Origin of the sequence: Flavobacterium glycines (assembly GCF_900100165.1) — a bacterium.
Classification (GTDB): Bacteria; Bacteroidota; Bacteroidia; order Flavobacteriales; family Flavobacteriaceae; genus Flavobacterium; species Flavobacterium glycines.
Genome location: NZ_FNEO01000001.1, coordinates 318,484 through 336,272 on the forward strand (window position 1 = coordinate 318,484; position 17,789 = coordinate 336,272).

16 protein-coding genes and 1 tRNA gene are annotated in these 17,789 nt (G+C 34.8%); 6 read left to right on the forward strand and 11 right to left on the reverse strand.

Annotation, left to right across the window (positions count from 1 at the left end; translation table 11 throughout):
* Positions 1-314: 314 nt before the first annotated feature.
* The 10 genes from BLR17_RS01215 to BLR17_RS01260 all read right to left on the reverse strand — a co-directional run bounded on the left by BLR17_RS01215 (position 315) and on the right by BLR17_RS01260 (position 9,133).
* Complete coding sequence (locus tag BLR17_RS01215; protein WP_066328370.1) at positions 315-1,250, reverse strand: alpha/beta hydrolase; 936 nt, start codon at positions 1,248-1,250, stop codon at positions 315-317.
* 15 nt (positions 1,251-1,265) lie between these two features.
* Positions 1,266-2,831 carry a glycoside hydrolase family 28 protein gene (locus BLR17_RS01220; protein WP_066328531.1) on the reverse strand — a complete coding sequence of 522 codons (1,566 nt, stop codon included), beginning with the start codon at positions 2,829-2,831 and terminating at the stop codon, positions 1,266-1,268.
* 62 nt (positions 2,832-2,893) lie between these two features.
* Complete coding sequence (locus tag BLR17_RS01225; RefSeq protein WP_066328369.1) at positions 2,894-3,865, reverse strand: pectinesterase family protein; 972 nt, start codon at positions 3,863-3,865, stop codon at positions 2,894-2,896.
* Positions 3,866-4,258: 393 nt separating this feature from the next.
* Positions 4,259-4,345, reverse strand: a tRNA-Ser gene (locus BLR17_RS01230).
* Between the two features lie 56 nt (positions 4,346-4,401).
* On the reverse strand, positions 4,402-5,430 hold the full coding sequence (locus tag BLR17_RS01235; protein ID WP_066328368.1) for an asparaginase: 1,029 nt from the start codon (positions 5,428-5,430) through the stop codon (positions 4,402-4,404).
* The gene (locus BLR17_RS01240) at positions 5,414-6,556 is read right to left on the reverse strand and encodes a 1-acyl-sn-glycerol-3-phosphate acyltransferase (RefSeq protein WP_066328367.1); all 1,143 of its coding nucleotides are present in this window, start codon (positions 6,554-6,556) and stop codon (positions 5,414-5,416) included. Before BLR17_RS01240 ends, BLR17_RS01235 begins: the two co-directional genes overlap by 17 nt.
* A gap of 60 nt (positions 6,557-6,616) precedes the next feature.
* Positions 6,617-7,390, reverse strand: a complete 774-nt coding sequence (locus BLR17_RS01245) for a TatD family hydrolase (RefSeq protein ID WP_066328526.1) — start codon at positions 7,388-7,390, stop codon at positions 6,617-6,619.
* 137 nt (positions 7,391-7,527) lie between these two features.
* Complete coding sequence (locus BLR17_RS01250; RefSeq protein ID WP_066328366.1) at positions 7,528-7,779, reverse strand: hypothetical protein; 252 nt, start codon at positions 7,777-7,779, stop codon at positions 7,528-7,530.
* A 44-nt stretch (positions 7,780-7,823) separates the two neighbouring features.
* Complete coding sequence (locus BLR17_RS01255; protein ID WP_066328365.1) at positions 7,824-8,546, reverse strand: tetratricopeptide repeat protein; 723 nt, start codon at positions 8,544-8,546, stop codon at positions 7,824-7,826.
* Positions 8,547-8,551: 5 nt separating this feature from the next.
* Positions 8,552-9,133, reverse strand: a complete 582-nt coding sequence (locus BLR17_RS01260) for an RNA polymerase sigma factor (RefSeq protein ID WP_066328364.1) — start codon at positions 9,131-9,133, stop codon at positions 8,552-8,554.
* A 256-nt stretch (positions 9,134-9,389) separates the two neighbouring features.
* On the opposite strand from BLR17_RS01260, the gene BLR17_RS01265 reads away from it, so the two are divergent.
* From BLR17_RS01265 to BLR17_RS01290, 6 genes are all read left to right on the forward strand, one after another.
* Positions 9,390-10,364 (forward strand): hypothetical protein, encoded by a 975-nt coding sequence (locus BLR17_RS01265; RefSeq protein WP_066328363.1) that lies wholly within the window; start codon positions 9,390-9,392, stop codon positions 10,362-10,364.
* A gap of 186 nt (positions 10,365-10,550) precedes the next feature.
* A complete protein-coding gene (locus tag BLR17_RS01270) occupies positions 10,551-12,506 on the forward strand; it encodes a PKD domain-containing protein (RefSeq protein ID WP_066328525.1) in 1,956 nt (651 codons plus the stop codon).
* Between the two features lie 58 nt (positions 12,507-12,564).
* On the forward strand, positions 12,565-12,978 hold the full coding sequence (locus BLR17_RS01275) for a GxxExxY protein (protein ID WP_066328362.1): 414 nt from the start codon (positions 12,565-12,567) through the stop codon (positions 12,976-12,978).
* A 30-nt stretch (positions 12,979-13,008) separates the two neighbouring features.
* Complete coding sequence (locus tag BLR17_RS01280) at positions 13,009-15,669, forward strand: CHAT domain-containing protein (RefSeq protein WP_066328361.1); 2,661 nt, start codon at positions 13,009-13,011, stop codon at positions 15,667-15,669.
* A complete protein-coding gene (locus BLR17_RS01285) occupies positions 15,629-16,066 on the forward strand; it encodes a retropepsin-like aspartic protease (RefSeq protein WP_066328360.1) in 438 nt (145 codons plus the stop codon). The genes BLR17_RS01280 and BLR17_RS01285 overlap by 41 nt, the downstream gene beginning before the upstream one ends.
* A 19-nt stretch (positions 16,067-16,085) precedes the next feature.
* Positions 16,086-16,850, forward strand: a complete 765-nt coding sequence (locus BLR17_RS01290) for a LamG domain-containing protein (RefSeq protein ID WP_245683100.1) — start codon at positions 16,086-16,088, stop codon at positions 16,848-16,850.
* Between the two features lie 49 nt (positions 16,851-16,899).
* On the opposite strand, the gene BLR17_RS01295 is transcribed toward BLR17_RS01290, so the two are convergent.
* Entirely contained in the window at positions 16,900-17,688 is a 789-nt protein-coding gene (locus tag BLR17_RS01295) for a ThuA domain-containing protein (protein WP_066328359.1), read from the reverse strand.
* Between the last annotated feature and the right edge of the window lie 101 nt (positions 17,689-17,789).

The following is a 17,789-nucleotide window of genomic DNA, read 5'->3' on the forward strand; positions in this document are numbered from 1 at the left end:
CCGGTTATTTAACACCAATCATAAATACTTTTTTTAGTTTAACATTAATTCGTTTAGTAGTTTGACAAATCTAAAAACTAGCTCTCTGAGACCGTGGGGTCAAAACGCAATTTAGAAGGGGACATATCACACGAACGCTCTGTTTACAGTAGTTTGATGAAAAATTAAAAGAATTTTACAGCAGAATTTTGTTTGCGTTTTCAGATTACATACACAAACATTGAAATACAATAATTGGATCTTTTCAAAAAGAAAAAAGTGTAATTATTCCGATAAAAGAATAATTACACTTTCAATAAATTGAGATGAATTGGTTACAGCTTTTTATCAATTGCTGATTTCAAAAATCCCATTTCTTTCATCCAGGCTTCACATAAATTTGTCCAAAGTTCAGTAGAGCCGGGATTGTTTCTCAAAGCAATAGAATGTCCTCCCTGCGGGAAAATATGTAAAGCCGATTTTATATTAGCTTTTAAAAGAGCTTCGTAATAATGAACGCTATTCAACGGATTAATTACCGGATCATTAGCCGCACAAACTACAAAAGCCGGGGAAGTCGTATTGTTTACATTTAATTCTCCCGAAAAAAGGCTTTCTGTTTCCGGAGATGCTTTTTCGCCCAATAAAGCATCATGACTTCCTTTATGCGCATTTTGCTTCATACTGATAGCACCTGAAACCACAATTTGAAAATCAGGTTTAAAATCAGTTGTATCTAAAGCATCATTTATTTTCGAATAATCCTCATTGATGGTAGCCAGATTCACAGCCAATCCTCCGCCTGCTGAACATCCCATTACTCCAATTTTATTTTTATCGATGCCCCATTTTGTGGCATTATCTCTAACATATTTCACAGCTCGTTGACCGTCCATTAAAGGACCAAATGCCGGATTTTTCAAATCGGGGGAAGTTGGCATTCTATACATGACCACAAATGCGTTCACCCCAATGGTATTGAACCATTTTGCCAGTTGAAGCCCTGCAATATTATAAGTCAGTTTCTGATAGCCACCCGGTGGAAAAATTAAAACTGCCGTTCCTGAATTTTCTTCTTTTGAAGTAAAAAAAGCATACATTCCCGGCACATCAACCTGAGTAACGCGTTCACGCTCTTCAATGCGTTCTAACTTTATTCCCTTAGAATTAGGCATTTTCCCCTTAGGCCAAAGCGGTATATAATCCTGTCCAAAAACAGAAGCTGATGCAAACACAAATAATAAATTCAGTAGGATGTATTTCTTTTGCATAATCAAAGTTTCTAATTATTGGATTTTTCTAATCGATTCTTTTACCAAAGAAAAGAAATTATTGCCTTGAATTACTTCGCTATTTCTAAATTCTAAAAATACATCATTAGGAACTCTTTGAAAACAATTATTTAATAACACATTTTTAGAATCGGTTACTTTTATTATTGGCTGGTTTTGCAAAGGTTTTTTGGATCGAATATCATTCAAAACCAAACCCTCACATTTTTTAAATTCCAAAGCAGCTCCTTTTTGGGTGCTGATATCCACATTATTAAAAGTCAAATTGGCAGCAATATCAGAACTAAAACCTTCCTTGGCTTCCAAATTAATATTCGTAAAAGACAACTCACTTATAGGCATTTCTTCAATCCCTTTTATCTCACCCGCTTTATTTATACCAACACCTGAAACATCACTTATATGAATGTTTCTAAAAATAGGAGTCCGATCCGAAACAGGCTCGGGCTTAGATGCTCTGTCATAAAACAAATCAAAGGTAAAAGCATTGCGGCTGATATTTCTCATCACGATATTAGAAACCCGGATATTTTCAACAACACCTCCTCTGCCTCGAGATGCTTTCATACGAATTCCGGCATCTGTGCCATCAAAAACACAATTAGAAATAGTGATATTTTTCACTCCTCCTGACATCTCACTACCAATCACGACACCTCCATGACCGGAAAGCATTACACAATTGGTTATTGTAATATTTTCGCAAGCCTTACCATAATTTCGACCATTAAAATCACGCCCTGATTTTATAGTAATGCAATCATCGCCTACACTGATAAAACAATCTGAAATTCGAACATTACTACAGGAAGACGGGTTGATTCCGTCAGTATTAGGACCGTGCGGCTCTTTGGCAGGATTAAAAATCGTCACTCCATGCACTACAATATCGTTGCAGCCTTCAGGATTAATAGTCCAAAACGGTGAATTTTGAATACGCACTCCTTCAATTCTGATTTTGTTGCATTCTAAAAACTGAATAAAAGGAGGACGAAAAAACTGCCTCTTAAATATTCCTTCGTAATAAGGTTCTACCTTTAATTCCTTATTGACAGCAGTCCACATTTTCTGTAAATCATTTGGCTTTTCTATTCCATTTTTCACTTTGATTTCCTCAGAGATTCTTTTCTCCTCATCCCACCAGGCAAATCCGTTACCATCAAGAGTACCTTCGCCTTTTATAGTAATATTTTCCGCTTGATAAGCATTGAGTAAGGGTGCGAATGTCTTCATAAACACACCTTCGTACCGTACATTTTGAAATGGCAGATAATCCTTAAAATCAGAAGAAAACTTTAGCGTTGCCCCGGCTTCCAGATAAATAGTAATATTACTTTTTAAAGTAATTGCCCCCGTCAGATAAGTTCCTGAAGAAAAATAAAGTGTTCCGCCACCTTCATTTGCCGCCTGACTAATCGTTTTATTGATTAAATCAGTACATTTTATTTTAGCTGTATTGTCTGCACCTAATGCTCTGATATCGTAATTTTTACTGTACACTATAACAGATAATAACAGTATAAATACAGTAGATAGATTTTGAATCAAGGTCTTTTTCATTATTATATTTTTTGGCACTATTTTGTTTTTTTGAACTATAAAAAAGGAATCTTTTGAAAAAATTAAAGTTTAGTTGTATCCAATAACCATTTGCTTTCAACCTTAAAAATTTTGTTTAATTCAAATTCTGCAACTTGGCTTTTCTTTAGATTATGAGCCCATTTTACCCGTTTTGAAACATCTCCACCAGGTCCTGTATTTCCAAACTCAGCAAAAAAAGCGGTCTTTTCCTTTTCGGGTTTATCCCAATTATGCCAACCTTCAGGAAGGATGTGTTTTCCCATAAAACATCTTATAAAAACTACATTGGCATATTCTCTCCACGGTCTTCCCAGAAAAACCTTCTTTACACCCGGTTCAGCCGTTAGCACACAATCAAAAAAGACAAATCCAAACTGACTTTCTTTAGGGGTATTGGCAGCGGTTATATACGAATCGGTAGTACTATGGATTTCACATTTATCAAAAACGGCAGTAGCCGATCCAAAAATAAAATCAGTAGTTCCTGCAATGAAGCATTCATTAAAATACTGACGGCTATTATTACCCGCAGCATATAAAGTATCCTGATTACCTAACAACCGACATTTGGATGCTACAAAATAATCGCCTTCAACATGAAGGGCTACAGCCTGCCCCACTCTGCCTGCTGAATTCTCAACAGTCAAATTTTCGATTTTGATATGATCACCTAAAATCTTTAGTGTATAACTGGTAAAAGTGCCTATAAAATTCTGCCCTGCATGATTATCATAAGTTAGAATCGTTTTTTCTTTACTTTCTCCAATCAGACTGATATTAGCATGAAAGGAATCTATCAAGACTTTCTCTTTATAAACTCCGTTCTTAATAAATATCTTTTTTTCAGTTGAAGAAAAAGCGCCACAAGCAGTAACAGCCTCCTGAATTGTTTTATAATCTCCCGTACCGTCTAAGGCGACGATAAACGTATTTTGATCCTTATTGGCAAAAACTGAATTTATTGGAATCAGCATCATTCCAATAACTAAACAAAAAAAACAAGCTACTTTCATTCTTCTCTAAAAATTAAAAAAAGAAAGAATAACAAAATTTAATTCATTATCCTTCCTTTTATTACAAACCAAAATCATTTTAAAAAACTATAATTACCAGTTATAATTTTTTAAGCGTAATTTAATTACTAACCGGAGCAAACCTAATTATTTTCTAATGTTAACAGGGAGGCTTTTTAACAATGCTAACAGGGGCAAATTACAATTACAAGAAACTTAACCGAAATTCCCCTGAAGACAAACCTGTCATTTACAATAAACCAGAAAATTAAAACTAAAAAAAGAAATATCTTAAAATCTTTTTAATAACTCTTATAAAAAACGAACCATAAACAAAAAACCCCTAAAAACATACGTTTTTAGGGGTTTTAACTTACTTTATATTCACTTTAGCAGAGAGGATGGGATTCGAACCCACGATGCAGTTGCCCACATACAAACTTTCCAGGCTTGCTCCTTCAACCACTCGGACACCTCTCTATTTTGGTTTGCAAATAACATGAAAAAAAATGAGTTAGAAAAGCATTTTTTAAATATTATGTCATTTCTCCCCGAAGTGATTTTTCAAACATCATTTTAAAATCTTCAGCAGCAATATTTTGACTCAGTAAAAACATCAATTTCGTGATTGCAGCTTCTGTGGTAATATCTTTTCCTGACAGTACACCTATCTTTTTCAAGTCGCTACTGGTTTCATACTGTCCCATATTGACACTCCCTCCCGAACATTGGGTTACATTTACCACATAAATTCCTTTAGCAATGGCCTGCTGTATCGAATCCAGAAACCATTCTTCAGTAGTTGCGTTTCCGGAGCCGTAGGTCTCTAATATAATTCCTCTCAGGTTTGGAATTCCAATAATGGCAGAAAGTACATTTTTATTTATTCCGGGAAACAATTTTAAGATAACTACATTCGTATCTAAATCTTTATGCACAACTAAATCCATAGCCGGATTATGGGCTAAAAACAATTCGGATTTCAGATTTAAATACACTCCCGACTCTATCAACGCCGGATAATTAGGCGAAGCAAAAGCCTTGAAATGTTCGGCATTTATCTTTGTGGTTCGATTGCCGCGATATAATTTGTATTCGAAATAAAGGCAAACTTCGGTTATTACAGGCTTATTATTTTCCTGCAAAGAAGCTATTTGAATTGCCGTGATGAGATTTTCCTTGGCATCAGTGCGTAAATCGCCAATAGGTAATTGCGAACCCGTTAAAATAACCGGTTTTGACAAATTTTCGAGCATAAAACTCAAAGCAGAAGCCGTATACGACATAGTATCCGAACCATGAAGCACCACAAAACCATGAAATCCGGAATAATTAGCTGTAATTATTTCAACAATTTCAGCCCATTTTTCGGGTTTCATATTAGAAGAATCAATTGGATTCTGAAACGAAATGGTTTCTATCTCACAATCCAATTGTTTCAACTCAGGAATTCTTTGTAATAATTTACTAAAGTTGAAAACCTTTAGCGCTCCGGTTTTTAAATCCTTACGCATTCCAATGGTTCCCCCAGTGTAAATTAAAAGAATTTTAGTCCTTGAGTTCATGGGTATATTTCAATTTATTGACCACCGGATTAGCATACATGGCTAATATTCCCTGGAAGGCAATAGGATTTGAAGCATCAATTCGTTTTTCTAATCTACGAACAAAAACAGCTTTTTCATCCTCAGTATATTGATTCGAATATTTATCAGTATTATTCAAAATATCGTAAGCAATATAATTGGTTGGCCACAATTTATAACTTGTTAGTATCGAATCGTCAATGGCTTGTGCCAAAGCCTGAATCTGTTTATTCACATTATCGTTTTCGGCAGCAATAGCATCAATTTCTGTATCTAGAACTTTTCCGATATGGATAAAAATACGTTTTTTAGGACCTAAAGCACCACTTAAAATGGTCATAAAATCCTCATTCTCCTGTTTTACATATACTTCATTATTTGCTTCAGCCAGTAATTGAGGCATTTTCAAAGCATCAGTAGGATCGTATTCATAAGAAATAGAAACCGGAACAATTTTCAGTTTTTTGAAATAATCCATCAGATTAGCTTCATCAGAAGCCATTCCTATCATTTTTAAAACTCCCGGATTCGTGGCATCATTTCCATCTTTAGTTCGTCCTTCACGCTGTGCAATCCAAACCGAACGATTTTCATGCAACAACAACTGATTGATATATTCGGATAACAATTTAGAACTTTGTAACATTTCTCTTGGTCCTAAACCACGTTGTACCAAAAAGTTTCTGTTTAATTTAGCCAAAACATGTAAAAAAGGTTGTTTTACTAAATTATCTCCAATGGCAGATGCTGTCATCACCAAATCGTGCTCAAACAAAGTAGCATTTAACAAAGTGGTATCTAATAAAATATCCCGGTGATTAGAGATAAATAAATAGGAAGTATTAGGTTCTAAATGCTCGAAACCTGAAGTCGATAAACCTTCGGAACTTTTTTCTAATACTTTTTGAACCGATTGGTAAATAAAATTACATTGAAAATCACGTATAGAATGTGTTTTCATTAATTGTTCTTTCCAAACTTCATCGGCTACATCAGGAAAAGAAAAATTCATCAACGACTTCAACATAGGATGATGAAGCACTTTTCTTATCGCTTTATTTATTTCGGTATCATAATATGGCCGAATCTCGTCAAATTTTTGCATTATGGTATTATTAGAAAAACAAATGAACAAAAAAAATATTAAATTTTCACGGATTATATATTAAATCCCAAAAATTGCTTTCGAATTTTCAGTAGTGATTCTGGCAATTTCATCATCTGAAATTCCGTAAATCTGTGACAACTTATCAATTACATTTACAAGATAACTACTTTCATTTCTTTTTCCTCTAAAAGGAACAGGAGCAAGATAAGGTGCATCGGTTTCTAAAACAATATGTTTGATATCAATTTTATTCAAAAACTGATCGATTTTACCATTCTTAAAAGTAACTACTCCGCCAATTCCTAATTTCATATTATAGGACAAAGCCTGCGTAGCCTGCTCGTAAGTTCCCGAAAAACAATGAAAAATTCCGAACATATCATCCGATTTTTCTTCTTCCAAAACCGCAAAAACTTCATCGAATGCTTCACGACAATGAATAACGATAGGCAATTGGTATTTCTTTGCCAATTGAATTTGTCTTTTAAAAGCCAATTGTTGCTCTTTTAAATGGCTTTTATCCCAATACAAATCGACTCCAATTTCGCCAATAGCGTAGAATTTTCTTCTCTTTAATTCATCTTCAACAAATTGCAATTCGTCCAAATAATTGTCTTTTATATGAGTAGGATGTACGCCTGTCATTAAAAAAATATGCTCGGGATATTTGGCTTCCAAATCATACATCGCCTCGGTATAAGCCGAATCGATTGCCGGAATAAAAAAACGACTCACGCCCGCGGCTAAAGCGCGTTGCATCATCTCATCTCTGTCCTGATCAAATTCTTCGCTGTATAAATGCGTGTGGGTATCCGTTATTATAGGTTTTATTTCCAATGCTAAAATTTTAATGCTGCAAAATTGCAAAGTTTTTTAAAATTTAAACACAAAAGACACAAAAGTTTCACCTCAATTATATTTAAAAACAAAAGACACAAAGAGCAAAAAATCTTTGTGCCTTTTAAATATCAACCGATATTCCCAGCAAGTTTTTTATAAATATACTCACAAGCTTCTTTTTCTGTGGTAAATATTATTGATGAGTATTTTTCTCCACGTTCTCTGAAATAAGTCTCATATACAATCCCAAATTTCCCTTTCTTAATTGTCAAAGCGATTTTTTCATCATCGTTCGTTGAACCAAAAAGTCCGTGAAGAAAATATTGATGTTCCGATATACCTTTTTCTTTTAATTTATTATGTAATTCTTTAATTGTCATTGAATTTTGTCATTGATATTGCCATTAATTTTAACTTAAAATCCTTAATCCAATTTATCCAGCAATTCCTGAACCTTATCATAATTTTCATAATCGGATGGAATCGTTAAAAGGATTTCTTTGCATCCTTTATAGTCTTTTTGTTTTAATTTGGCCAAAGCCAAACCATAAATCGCTTTGTTTTTATAAATAGAATTGCCTAATTTTATTTCGTTAAACGCCATTTCGGCTTCCTTGATTTGGTTATTTTCCAATAAAGAAATCCCATAAAAATATTGGATTTCAGCCGATTTATTTTCTTTTAAAACAGTTTCAAAAAGCGGAATCGCAGCCTTGTAATTCTTAGCATTAAAAGCGCTTTCGGCTTGTTTTAAATTTTCAATTCCGTCGCCTCTTTCAGTTAAATAGGCGTTTTCGTATTGATTGTATTCTTCAAAACCAGGTTTGGAAGGATTAAACAAAAACAGTCCCAGCAAAAGAACTACCGAAGCGGCAACCAGGTACGTCCAAGTCTTTATTGAAATCACTTTGGTTTTTTGGGGTTTAAAATGTTCTTTCGAAATGGTTTTCAAATTTGCTTCAAAAGCATCTCTGTCGGCTGCAAAATCAAATTTGGTTTCCAACTGGATTTGGACTTCTTTGAAGCTTTCAAATTCAGATGCAAGTTCGTGGTTTTCTGAAAGCTTTTTTTCAAAATCTATTTTCTCTTCAGCCGACATCTCGCCTTGAAGATATTGTCCAAATAATATATATTTTTCTTCGTTCATGGCTTTTATTTTTTTAATGATTTAAAACTACTGTGTTCCTGAATCCATTGCGTTAATTGTCCTGTACACAACGATTTTTTCTTTCGAACATAACCATAGGTTACATTGAGTTTTTCGGCTACTTCTTCCATCGATTTTAAAGTAAAACTCCACTTTAAAACTTCCTGACATTTTTCGCCTAATCGTTGAAACATCGCATCAAAAAGCTGTTGCTTTTCTTCAAATTCTTCTGTTTGCGCCACCATTTCGGCAGTGGGTTCATTAACAGATGTAAAATCATCGGGAATTGTTACCCCTTTATTCGAAACTTTTTTGAGTTCATTCAACCATTTTCTTTTGCACAATAAAAAAAAGTAAGCATCAAACGGACAAGTCAATGCTAATTTGCCAGCTTTAGCCTGATTGAACAATAAAATCATGATTTCCTGCACCACATCCTGCGCCTGATCTTCATCGCCCGAATTGTTCCTTATATAAGAAACCACCTTGGGAACAAACTTCTTATAGATTGATCGAATAATTGCCGAATCATTATTGGCCAATCCTTCAATTAAATACTGATCAGAATGTACAGTGTTTTTTGTCATGGAAAACTTTTTTTCGAAAATACTAAAAAATGGGGTAACAATTCTAAACTCATATTGATATAACAATAGAAACCCGGAAGAGTAAAAAATTATTTTCAAACTAAGGGTAACAAATTAAAACCAAAATTGATATAACAACAGAATCAGAAACAATTAAAAAAAAATTAAAATACTGGGGTAACAATTTAAAACCCGAATTGATATAACAGTATAAACAACGAAAATCATTTTAAACAATAATTAAAATCAAGAAATCATGAAAAGAAATTTTAAAACCATCGGACTTTTATTTTTAGCGGCAATTTCATTCGTAAGTTGCGAAAACGACAACAACGAAAACACGCCGGCAACAGCAGCAGAATTTGCAGATGTTAGACAGGCTGCCTTAGACAAAATCACTCAGGAATTCACCTTTACAGCTGAAGACGGAGCCAAAACATTTACTTCTGAAAAAGGTGTAAAAATTACCATCAACGGAAACTGTTTGACTAAAGACGGAAATCCTGTAACCGGAGCAGTAAAAATTGAATATGTAGAGCTTTTTGACAAAGGAAACATGTTAGTAACTAACAAACCAACAATGGGAATCATGCCTGATGGAAACCGAAATTTGTTAATCTCAGGAGGGGAATTCTTCATCAAAGCCACCCAAAACGGCAAAGAACTTGCAACTACCTGTAACATTACATTACAAGTCCCTACCAGCCTTACTGACGGTGTTGACACTGCGATGACTTTATGGAAAGGAATCATAGACGAAGAAGGAAATTTAGCTTGGGAAGATGCCCGTAAAGCCGATGGAACTAATGGTGGAAAAGGCGGTGTAGAAGCCGGACAAAACAGCTACTATGTAAGTTTTGGAAACTTTGGATGGACAAACGTAGACCGTTTTTACAGTGACCCAAGACCTAAAACTACTATCCTTGCCGATGCCCCTGATGGTTATGACAACACAAACAGTGCCATTTACTTGTCTTATGATGGCGAAGGAACTAACGCACTTGCAAAACTGGATACTTACACAGCTCAAGGATTATTCAGCGAACACTACGGTCAAATCCCTGTTGGTCTTGCTTGCCACGTGATTTTTGTAACCGAAGAAAACGGAAACTGGAGATATGCCATCAAAGGAGTAACTGTTCAGGCTAATGATGTGTACACTTTTACAATGGCTGAAACCACTGTAGGAACCGAAGCCCAATTAATTGCCGCAATCAATGCGATCCAATAAAGATTCCCAAATTTAAATTCTGAAAAAAGTGGTGATTTGCTCATCACTTTTTTCTATTTTTAAAAGTTTTTAAACTTAGCCAATTAAGAATTAGTAGCTTATTCCTGCTGTACGCTATATCTTTTATGTCTTAAAGAAAGCCATAAAAGGATGCCGCTTCCATCAGGGCTAAAACCAGATTTGATTATGAAAAACCACCTTTCTTTTCTCTTTCTTCTTTGTTCTTTGTTCTTATTTTCCCAAAAAAAAGTCAAAGATACCGTAACCAGAAGGGCAACTATAAACTATATTCAGAAGGGCAACAGTGTTTCATACAAACCCGAAACACCGCCATTAATCCCGATTGCCGGTGCTCCAAAACCGAGTTTTTCCTATCTATGGGAATTTGGCGATGGTACTTACAGCAAAGCAGCCGAGCCCAAACATACCTACAAAAACAAAGGAACTTATAACACCCGATTAACCGTAACCAACAATTACGATAACGGAAAACCGCCCGCTACCCGACCAAAAAAAGTGGTTATTAATGATATTACAGACAAAAATTTTGACGAAATAGCCTCTGTTGCTGACCAAAATGGTTTTGCCCTTCAAAAAAACTGTGACCCCATTCCCGACCAAGAAATGGAAGTTATCTTGAGTTATCAAAATCTGGAAAACTATGTCACCAGCGGAAAAATCTATCTGTTTTACAACGAAAAACAATTCAAAGACAACAACTTTGAATTAAGCAGTTTCCGAAGCTATGCCGGCGAAAGAGAAGTAAAAGAAAATACTTTTGCTGTTGCTAACGAAATAGATCAAACCCATTCTTATTTGGCTTCCAATGACAATTATTTGCCAATAAAAAAATACGAAAACACCACCACCGAAGAAGATTTAGACGCCAGCTTAGCCGAAGCACACAAAACCTTCAAAAACGTTTCTATCTTAGAATTTGACGAAGCTAATCCGCAGGAAACCCGTAATGTTTTTTATACATTCAAAACTACTCCCGAAATGCTGAAAGACACCAGCGCTACCATTACGATGCGCGGTATTTATGTTCCCAATCGCAGTTATAAAAATCATAAAGTAAAAAATCTTGAAATGGAAATTGTGACTTCCCACGACCCTAACAAAATGGGGTCTAACGGAAGTTTTATGAACTATCGTTTAGTTCGATTCAAAAGAGTCAACTTCAAAACCCGCTTTCAGAACAACGGCGAAGGTCCGGCGAGAATGATTCGCCTGGAAACCGACATTCCCGATATGTTTGACAAAAAAACCTTCCGAATTGAAGACATGTATCCCAAATGTCCTATTTGCCCAAAAGGCGAAGTTCCAACTGTGAGCTGTTTGGATACCATAATTAAGCAGAACCAAATCTTCTTTACCTTCAAAAACATTTACCTGCCGGGCAGCGAACAGAAAGATGTAAAAGAAAAAGACAGTACTAAAGGTTTTGTGAAATACTCCCTGAAATTCAACAAAGATTTTCATAAGGTAAACACCCGAAGCAGAACCGCTATTATTTTCGACAAAAACGAACCTATAATCACCAACTACGCCACCACCCGATTCCTCCCGGGAATTTCTATTGGTGCTAAAGCCGGTTATAATTTCTATCCTAATCTGGAAAAATCGACAAGTTATTTTGCCGGATTTACCATTTCCCCATTTAAATCCTATCGTTTTTATTGGCAGGCCGAATTAATTAACAGCAAAAACGATTACAATTCGAATACAACCATAACGAATGGTTTTACCACTACTGCTAACGGAGTACGCCAGGCTACACGCACTACCGAAACCACGAGTTATTCCAATTTGAACAATGAAATTCCGCTTCTTATCCGTTATAACATTAACAACTATATCGGAATCGGAACGGGAGTACAAGCCAATATTAATGCTTCGCAAAAAGAGGAACACTACACTAAAATGGAAACTTTCGAATCTGAAAAACCCGATTCTCCTATTATTAAAACGCAAGAAAGCAGTATTTCAAACAACAAAACCTTTACTAATTTCAAATCAGGATTATTATTTGATTTAACACTAGGCTTTGCCCGCATCGGCCCGAGTTTAGGAGCGCGCTATGTGATGAATTTTAAAGAGAATTTCAATTATGTTCAAGTGTATGGAATATGGAAGTTTTAGTTTTGTTTAAACCACATAAGTCACAAAAGTTTTTTTAATCTTTAAAAACATGTAGGAAATGGAGTTAACAAAAACCTATTTAAAAGATTTGACCTATCAAATTAACGGTGCAGCAATTGAAGTTCATAAAGAATTAGGACCAGGATTATTAGAAAGCGTATACCACAAGTGTCTTAAAAAAGAATTATCAAACAGAAAAATATCTTTTAAATCTGAATTTTCCGTCCCTCTAAATTTTAAAGGATTAGATATCGAAACCGATTTAAGATGTGATTTACTTATTGAAAACTGTATTGTAATCGAACTAAAAGCAATTGAAGCACTTGCTCCCATCCATCAGGCACAAATATTAACTTATATGAAACTACTTAAAGCTCCAAAGGGGATTTTATATAATTTTCACTGTATAAACTTATTTAACGAAGGTCAAAAAACCTTTGTAAACGAATATTTTAAAAATTTACCTGAATAACTTTGTGACTTTGCAAAACTTATATGACTTATGTGGTTAAAAAAATATTTTATTCTTCTGCTGATAACTCAACTTTCTTTTGGGCAAACGCTTACTTTAGAAGATAAAATATACAATACAGTTGATACTTTTGTCGCCAATCCCAATGAAGAAAATTTAAAAAAACTGGAATCTTTCAGTAAGAACATCTCAACCACAGCAAAAAACAAAAACGAACTGATGTCATTAGTGGTTTTATACTGCAACAAAGCCTATTACGAAAATCAATATAACCAACTTCAAAAAGCCGTTTCGAGCTATGAAACCGCTTGGAAAATATATCAAAAAAACCAGCTAAAAAACTACGACATAGTCGAATTTTGCCTAAAACCGCTGGGCAACTTATACACCATCATAGGCGATTACGACAATGCCGAAAACACCATCAAACAATATTATTACATTGCAACCCAACAAAAAAATCAACAGCAACAATATGCTGCCGTGCTCAATTTATCCAATGTGTACCAAAACTCCGGTAAAATTGATTTAGCCATTGACATACTCGAAAAAACTATTCAAACCGAAAAATTATCCAAAACCCAAAAGGGAATGCTGTTGAATAATTTGGGCAACAGCTATGTTTTAAGTTATAAAAAACCTTTTCCTCCTACTTTACCATTAAGAAATATTTTTTTCGAAAAGCTTGAAAATTGTTATAAAGATGCCATTCAATTACTACAATCTGACAAAACCCAAACAGAAACATTAGCAAATTCTTATCGAAATTTAGCTACTCTAAATTCCCAATGGCAAAAATTTGAACTTGCTAATTCTTATTTCGAAAAGGCAAAAAACTATTTCTATGCCACACCCAATCTTTCTAGCCGTAAAATAGCGCAATTCAAATTCGAGGAAGCTTCTTTGCTATTTCAACAACAAAAACTAAAGGAATCTGCCACTGCTGTTACTACTGTATTCAAAATATTAATACCAAATTATTCCAACAAGAAAAGCGTTTTACCTAATCAAAAATCACTCTATTCCGAAACAACTTTATTGGATGCTTTAGACTTAAAAGCAGCCATTTTCAGTAAACAAAACCAACCCAAAAAAGCATTAGACGCTTACCAATTAGCTTTTCATGTTGAGGAATTGTTAGCGAATATGATGATTTATGAAAACTCAAAAATCATCAATCAAAATCGTGTTCGTCTAAGAACTGAAAAATGCATTGCCATTTATGATTTATTGTATCAAAAAGAACAAAAACAAAGTTATATCGAAGCGGCTTTTCAATTGGCGGAGCAAAGCAAAACGGACGTATTAAGAAGCTATCTTTCTCAAAACAAAACCATTTCACGGAAGCAAAAACTTCATATTGAACAATTGCAAAAATGGAGCAATATCATCCTGAAAGAACAACAAAAAGGGGAATTAGCCAACATTGTCACAATAAACGAAGCCATCGAAAAACAAAATGGATTGATGCTTACGCTAAAACAATTTCGCGCAGAAAATAACACTTCTGAAAAAGAAACTATAGAGGCTAAGGCTTTGCTAGCCAAATTAGAAAAAGACAAAGCCATGATGATTGAGTATTTTTCAGGTTTCGAAAAAATGTATTTTTTTACCTTAACAAACAAAAATATACACTTAAATCATTTCAGTAATAACGCTCATTCTTCAGTTAAAATTTTTCAATTCATAGACTACTTTAACAACCCAAATGCAATTATAGACAACATAAAAGACTTTAATTATTATGGGAAAGTGGCTTATAATCTTTTACAATTACCAAAAAAATCAAACCATCAAAACCTCATCATCATTCCAGATGGCATTTTAAATTTCCTGCCTTTTGAGGCTCTAATCACCGAAGAATCTAACACTACCAACTTTGCTCAAATGCATTACATGCTGAATGATTTTAATATTGCTTATGAAAATTCGGCTCAGTTTTATTTGTCTCCAAATCAAAAAAACACAAATCAAGAAAAAACCGTTTTAGGTATTTTTCCGGTTTTTGAAAACACGCCTTATACGCTGACTTATTCGAAAGACGAATTGCATTCGATTCAAAAAAACTTCAAAGGAAAGTACTTTCAAAATGCGGCTGCTACTTTTGAAAATTTCAAAAGCAATGCTGCCGATTATTCTATTTTACATCTCTCCACCCATGCTGATGCGGGTGATTTAGTTACTCCGGCAAGCATTAAATTTTACGATCAGGACATTCTGTATTCCGAATTGTATCATTTGAATCTCAATCCTGATTTAGTGGTTTTGAGTGCCTGTGAAACGGGTATTGGCAAACTTTTCAAAGGCGAAGGAAGTATGAGCATTGCCCGCGGATTTCAATTTGCCGGAGCGCAAAATTTATTATTTTCATTGTGGAAAGTCAACGATTACACCACTTCGGTTTTTATGGATTCCTTTTATCAGAACATCAAAAATGGACAGTCTTACCTGGAAGCCAATGCGAACGCTAAAAGGGATTTTTTAAAAAACCCTAATATTTCCAATGCCAAAAAATCGCCGTATTACTGGAGTGCTTTTGTGTATTATGGTACAATTGAAAAAAAGGAAAACAGTCTCTTATATTATACTACTATTATTTTGGGAATTGTTGTTGCAATTGCTTTAATTTGGTTACTCATTCGATATAAAAATGAAAAATCTGCACGAAATCCTAAAAAAGGAAAAATATAAAAAAGTAAAATTCAAGATTACTAAAACCCAACATCTCTTAATCAAAGCTAAAATTAACGGAATAGAAGGTCGTTTTATACTGGATACAGGAGCTTCCAATAGCTGTGTGGGTTTTGAACATATTGCATTATTTAATTTAAACGCTGAAGACTCTAAAACTAAGGCTTCAGGAGCCGGAGCAACGGGAATGCTCACCCAAACGGCAACAACAAATAAATTGCAATTGGGTTCCTGGAAAAACAATGATTTCGACTTAATTATTTTCGATATGTCACACGTAAACGAAGCCTTAACCACTTATAAAGCAAAAACCGTTGACGGAATTATTGGTGCTGATGTTTTATTGAAAGGCAAAGCAATTATAGACTATTATAATAATTGTTTATATTTACAGTAACCAACTGAAAACCAAAACCATGAAAAACAATTACTTTAAAGCGGTTTGTTTAGCACTGGGATTGCTGCTATACTCCTGTTCTACTGAAGACACACTGGAAGAAACCCCAACAACTACTGCTATATCTAATACTAATTCTGCTACTTCAGTGACTGCAAAAGGTACTTCTGCAACTCCAATTATCTCTAAAAAATGGGATTTTAATAATCTAAATGAATGGGAAGATGCCACTCAAGTAGGATTTCCAAACTACTATATTGACAACGACACCCTACATATGTTTACCAATGCCAATACATGGGACAGAACCAAAATAAAATCGACTGCAACATATACGACAGGTACCTATTCCTGGCGTGTTTATGTTCCTGCAATGGGCGTAGGTGATTGTGCCAGCATCGGTGCTTTTTTATACAGTGATGATACCCACGAACTCGATTTTGAAATAGGCTATGGTAATCAGGCAAGCCGTCAGCAATTAAATGCCGCTTCTGATGAGCTTATCGTTTATAACACTTCGCAAGCCAATCCGTACCATTCATTTCAAAGCAAAATCAAAAGAGGACAATGGTACACATTAAGCATTAACCTAACACTCAATAGCAAGAAAAAATATGTAGCCAACTGGAAAATAGATGATGTGGTTCTAACTTCTACGACCCTCTCCTACGGAACGGCAACTAAATTTAAAATTTTCTGTAGTGTCGAAAATCTAAGCTTTATTGGTGATCATATTCCTTATACTCAAAACTACACCTTATTCGACTGGGTAGAGTTCAAATAAAATCTAAAAAGCCTTCTTTTATAACAGAAAGAAGGCTTTTTTGTTTACTTTATTTTTTGGATTTTTTCTTCGAATGCGACTCTTTTGAATTTTCGCCCAATGCCCATAAAAGTCCTCCTGTGAGATGTTGAACAAATACTGGATCAACATAATCCTTACTGTCGTGTCCGAGAGCTGTATAAAACACCCTGCCGCCTTCAAATTCATGACACCAGGCCAATGGTAAATAATCTCCAAAAGTACGTCCCGGATAGACTTCTTTTTCGCTGTCTTTCACCGTTCGCATATCGGCAGCCAAAAGCACCTGATTATTCGGATTGAATTCATTCATGTAGTAACACTCATCTTCTTTTTTCCATGTTTCCCCTAACATCGAAGTTGCAGGATGATTTTTATTTATCACTTTTATTTCAAAAGGCTGAAAAGCCGGATGTCTTTTAAATTTCCCTCCCACCATTGCGGCGTACCAAGGCCAGTCTTTTTCAGAATCTGAAGCACTGTGAACGCCTACAAAAGCACCGCCACGGTGAATATAATCCACCAAGGCCTGTTTTTGTTCTTCAGTATCAAAAATATCATTACAGGTATTAGAGAAAACCAGACAGCTGTATTTTGCCAGATTTTCGGTATTCATAACAGCGGGATCATCGGAAACATCCACGATTAGATTGTTTGCTTCGCCAATTTTTTTCCAGGCTTCCACACTGAAAGGAATATTTTTATGCACATAACCTTTGCCGTTTTTGGTATAAACCAAAATCCGTTTTTTAGCCGATGGATTTGCAAAAACAGAATTTAAACCCAAAACAACCGTGAGCAATAGTAATTTGATTTTCATAATAATTTTTTTTAATTCATCTAATCTTTAAAAACACCTTGATAAGCCTAGTATGTCATTCCGACGAAGGAGGAATCTCCGTGATGTGAGCCGCTTGATGA

What these genes read in the sequence shown, in the direction of transcription:
- BLR17_RS01215 (WP_066328370.1), bottom strand. Translation starts at nt 1,250, where the DNA reads ATGCAAAAGAAATACATCCTACTGAATTTATTATTTGTGTTTGCATCA.
- BLR17_RS01220 (WP_066328531.1), bottom strand. Translation starts at nt 2,831, where the DNA reads ATGAAAAAGACCTTGATTCAAAATCTATCTACTGTATTTATACTGTTA.
- BLR17_RS01225 (WP_066328369.1), bottom strand. Translation starts at nt 3,865, where the DNA reads ATGAAAGTAGCTTGTTTTTTTTGTTTAGTTATTGGAATGATGCTGATT.
- BLR17_RS01235 (WP_066328368.1), bottom strand. Translation starts at nt 5,430, where the DNA reads ATGAACTCAAGGACTAAAATTCTTTTAATTTACACTGGGGGAACCATT.
- BLR17_RS01240 (WP_066328367.1), bottom strand. Translation starts at nt 6,556, where the DNA reads ATGCAAAAATTTGACGAGATTCGGCCATATTATGATACCGAAATAAAT.
- BLR17_RS01250 (WP_066328366.1), bottom strand. Translation starts at nt 7,779, where the DNA reads ATGACAATTAAAGAATTACATAATAAATTAAAAGAAAAAGGTATATCG.
- BLR17_RS01255 (WP_066328365.1), bottom strand. Translation starts at nt 8,546, where the DNA reads ATGAACGAAGAAAAATATATATTATTTGGACAATATCTTCAAGGCGAG.
- BLR17_RS01260 (WP_066328364.1), bottom strand. Translation starts at nt 9,133, where the DNA reads ATGACAAAAAACACTGTACATTCTGATCAGTATTTAATTGAAGGATTG.
- BLR17_RS01265 (WP_066328363.1), top strand. Translation starts at nt 9,390, where the DNA reads ATGAAAAGAAATTTTAAAACCATCGGACTTTTATTTTTAGCGGCAATT.
- BLR17_RS01270 (WP_066328525.1), top strand. Translation starts at nt 10,551, where the DNA reads ATGAAAAACCACCTTTCTTTTCTCTTTCTTCTTTGTTCTTTGTTCTTA.
- BLR17_RS01275 (WP_066328362.1), top strand. Translation starts at nt 12,565, where the DNA reads ATGGAGTTAACAAAAACCTATTTAAAAGATTTGACCTATCAAATTAAC.
- BLR17_RS01280 (WP_066328361.1), top strand. Translation starts at nt 13,009, where the DNA reads ATGTGGTTAAAAAAATATTTTATTCTTCTGCTGATAACTCAACTTTCT.
- BLR17_RS01285 (WP_066328360.1), top strand. Translation starts at nt 15,629, where the DNA reads ATGAAAAATCTGCACGAAATCCTAAAAAAGGAAAAATATAAAAAAGTA.
- BLR17_RS01290 (WP_245683100.1), top strand. Translation starts at nt 16,086, where the DNA reads ATGAAAAACAATTACTTTAAAGCGGTTTGTTTAGCACTGGGATTGCTG.
- BLR17_RS01295 (WP_066328359.1), bottom strand. Translation starts at nt 17,688, where the DNA reads ATGAAAATCAAATTACTATTGCTCACGGTTGTTTTGGGTTTAAATTCT.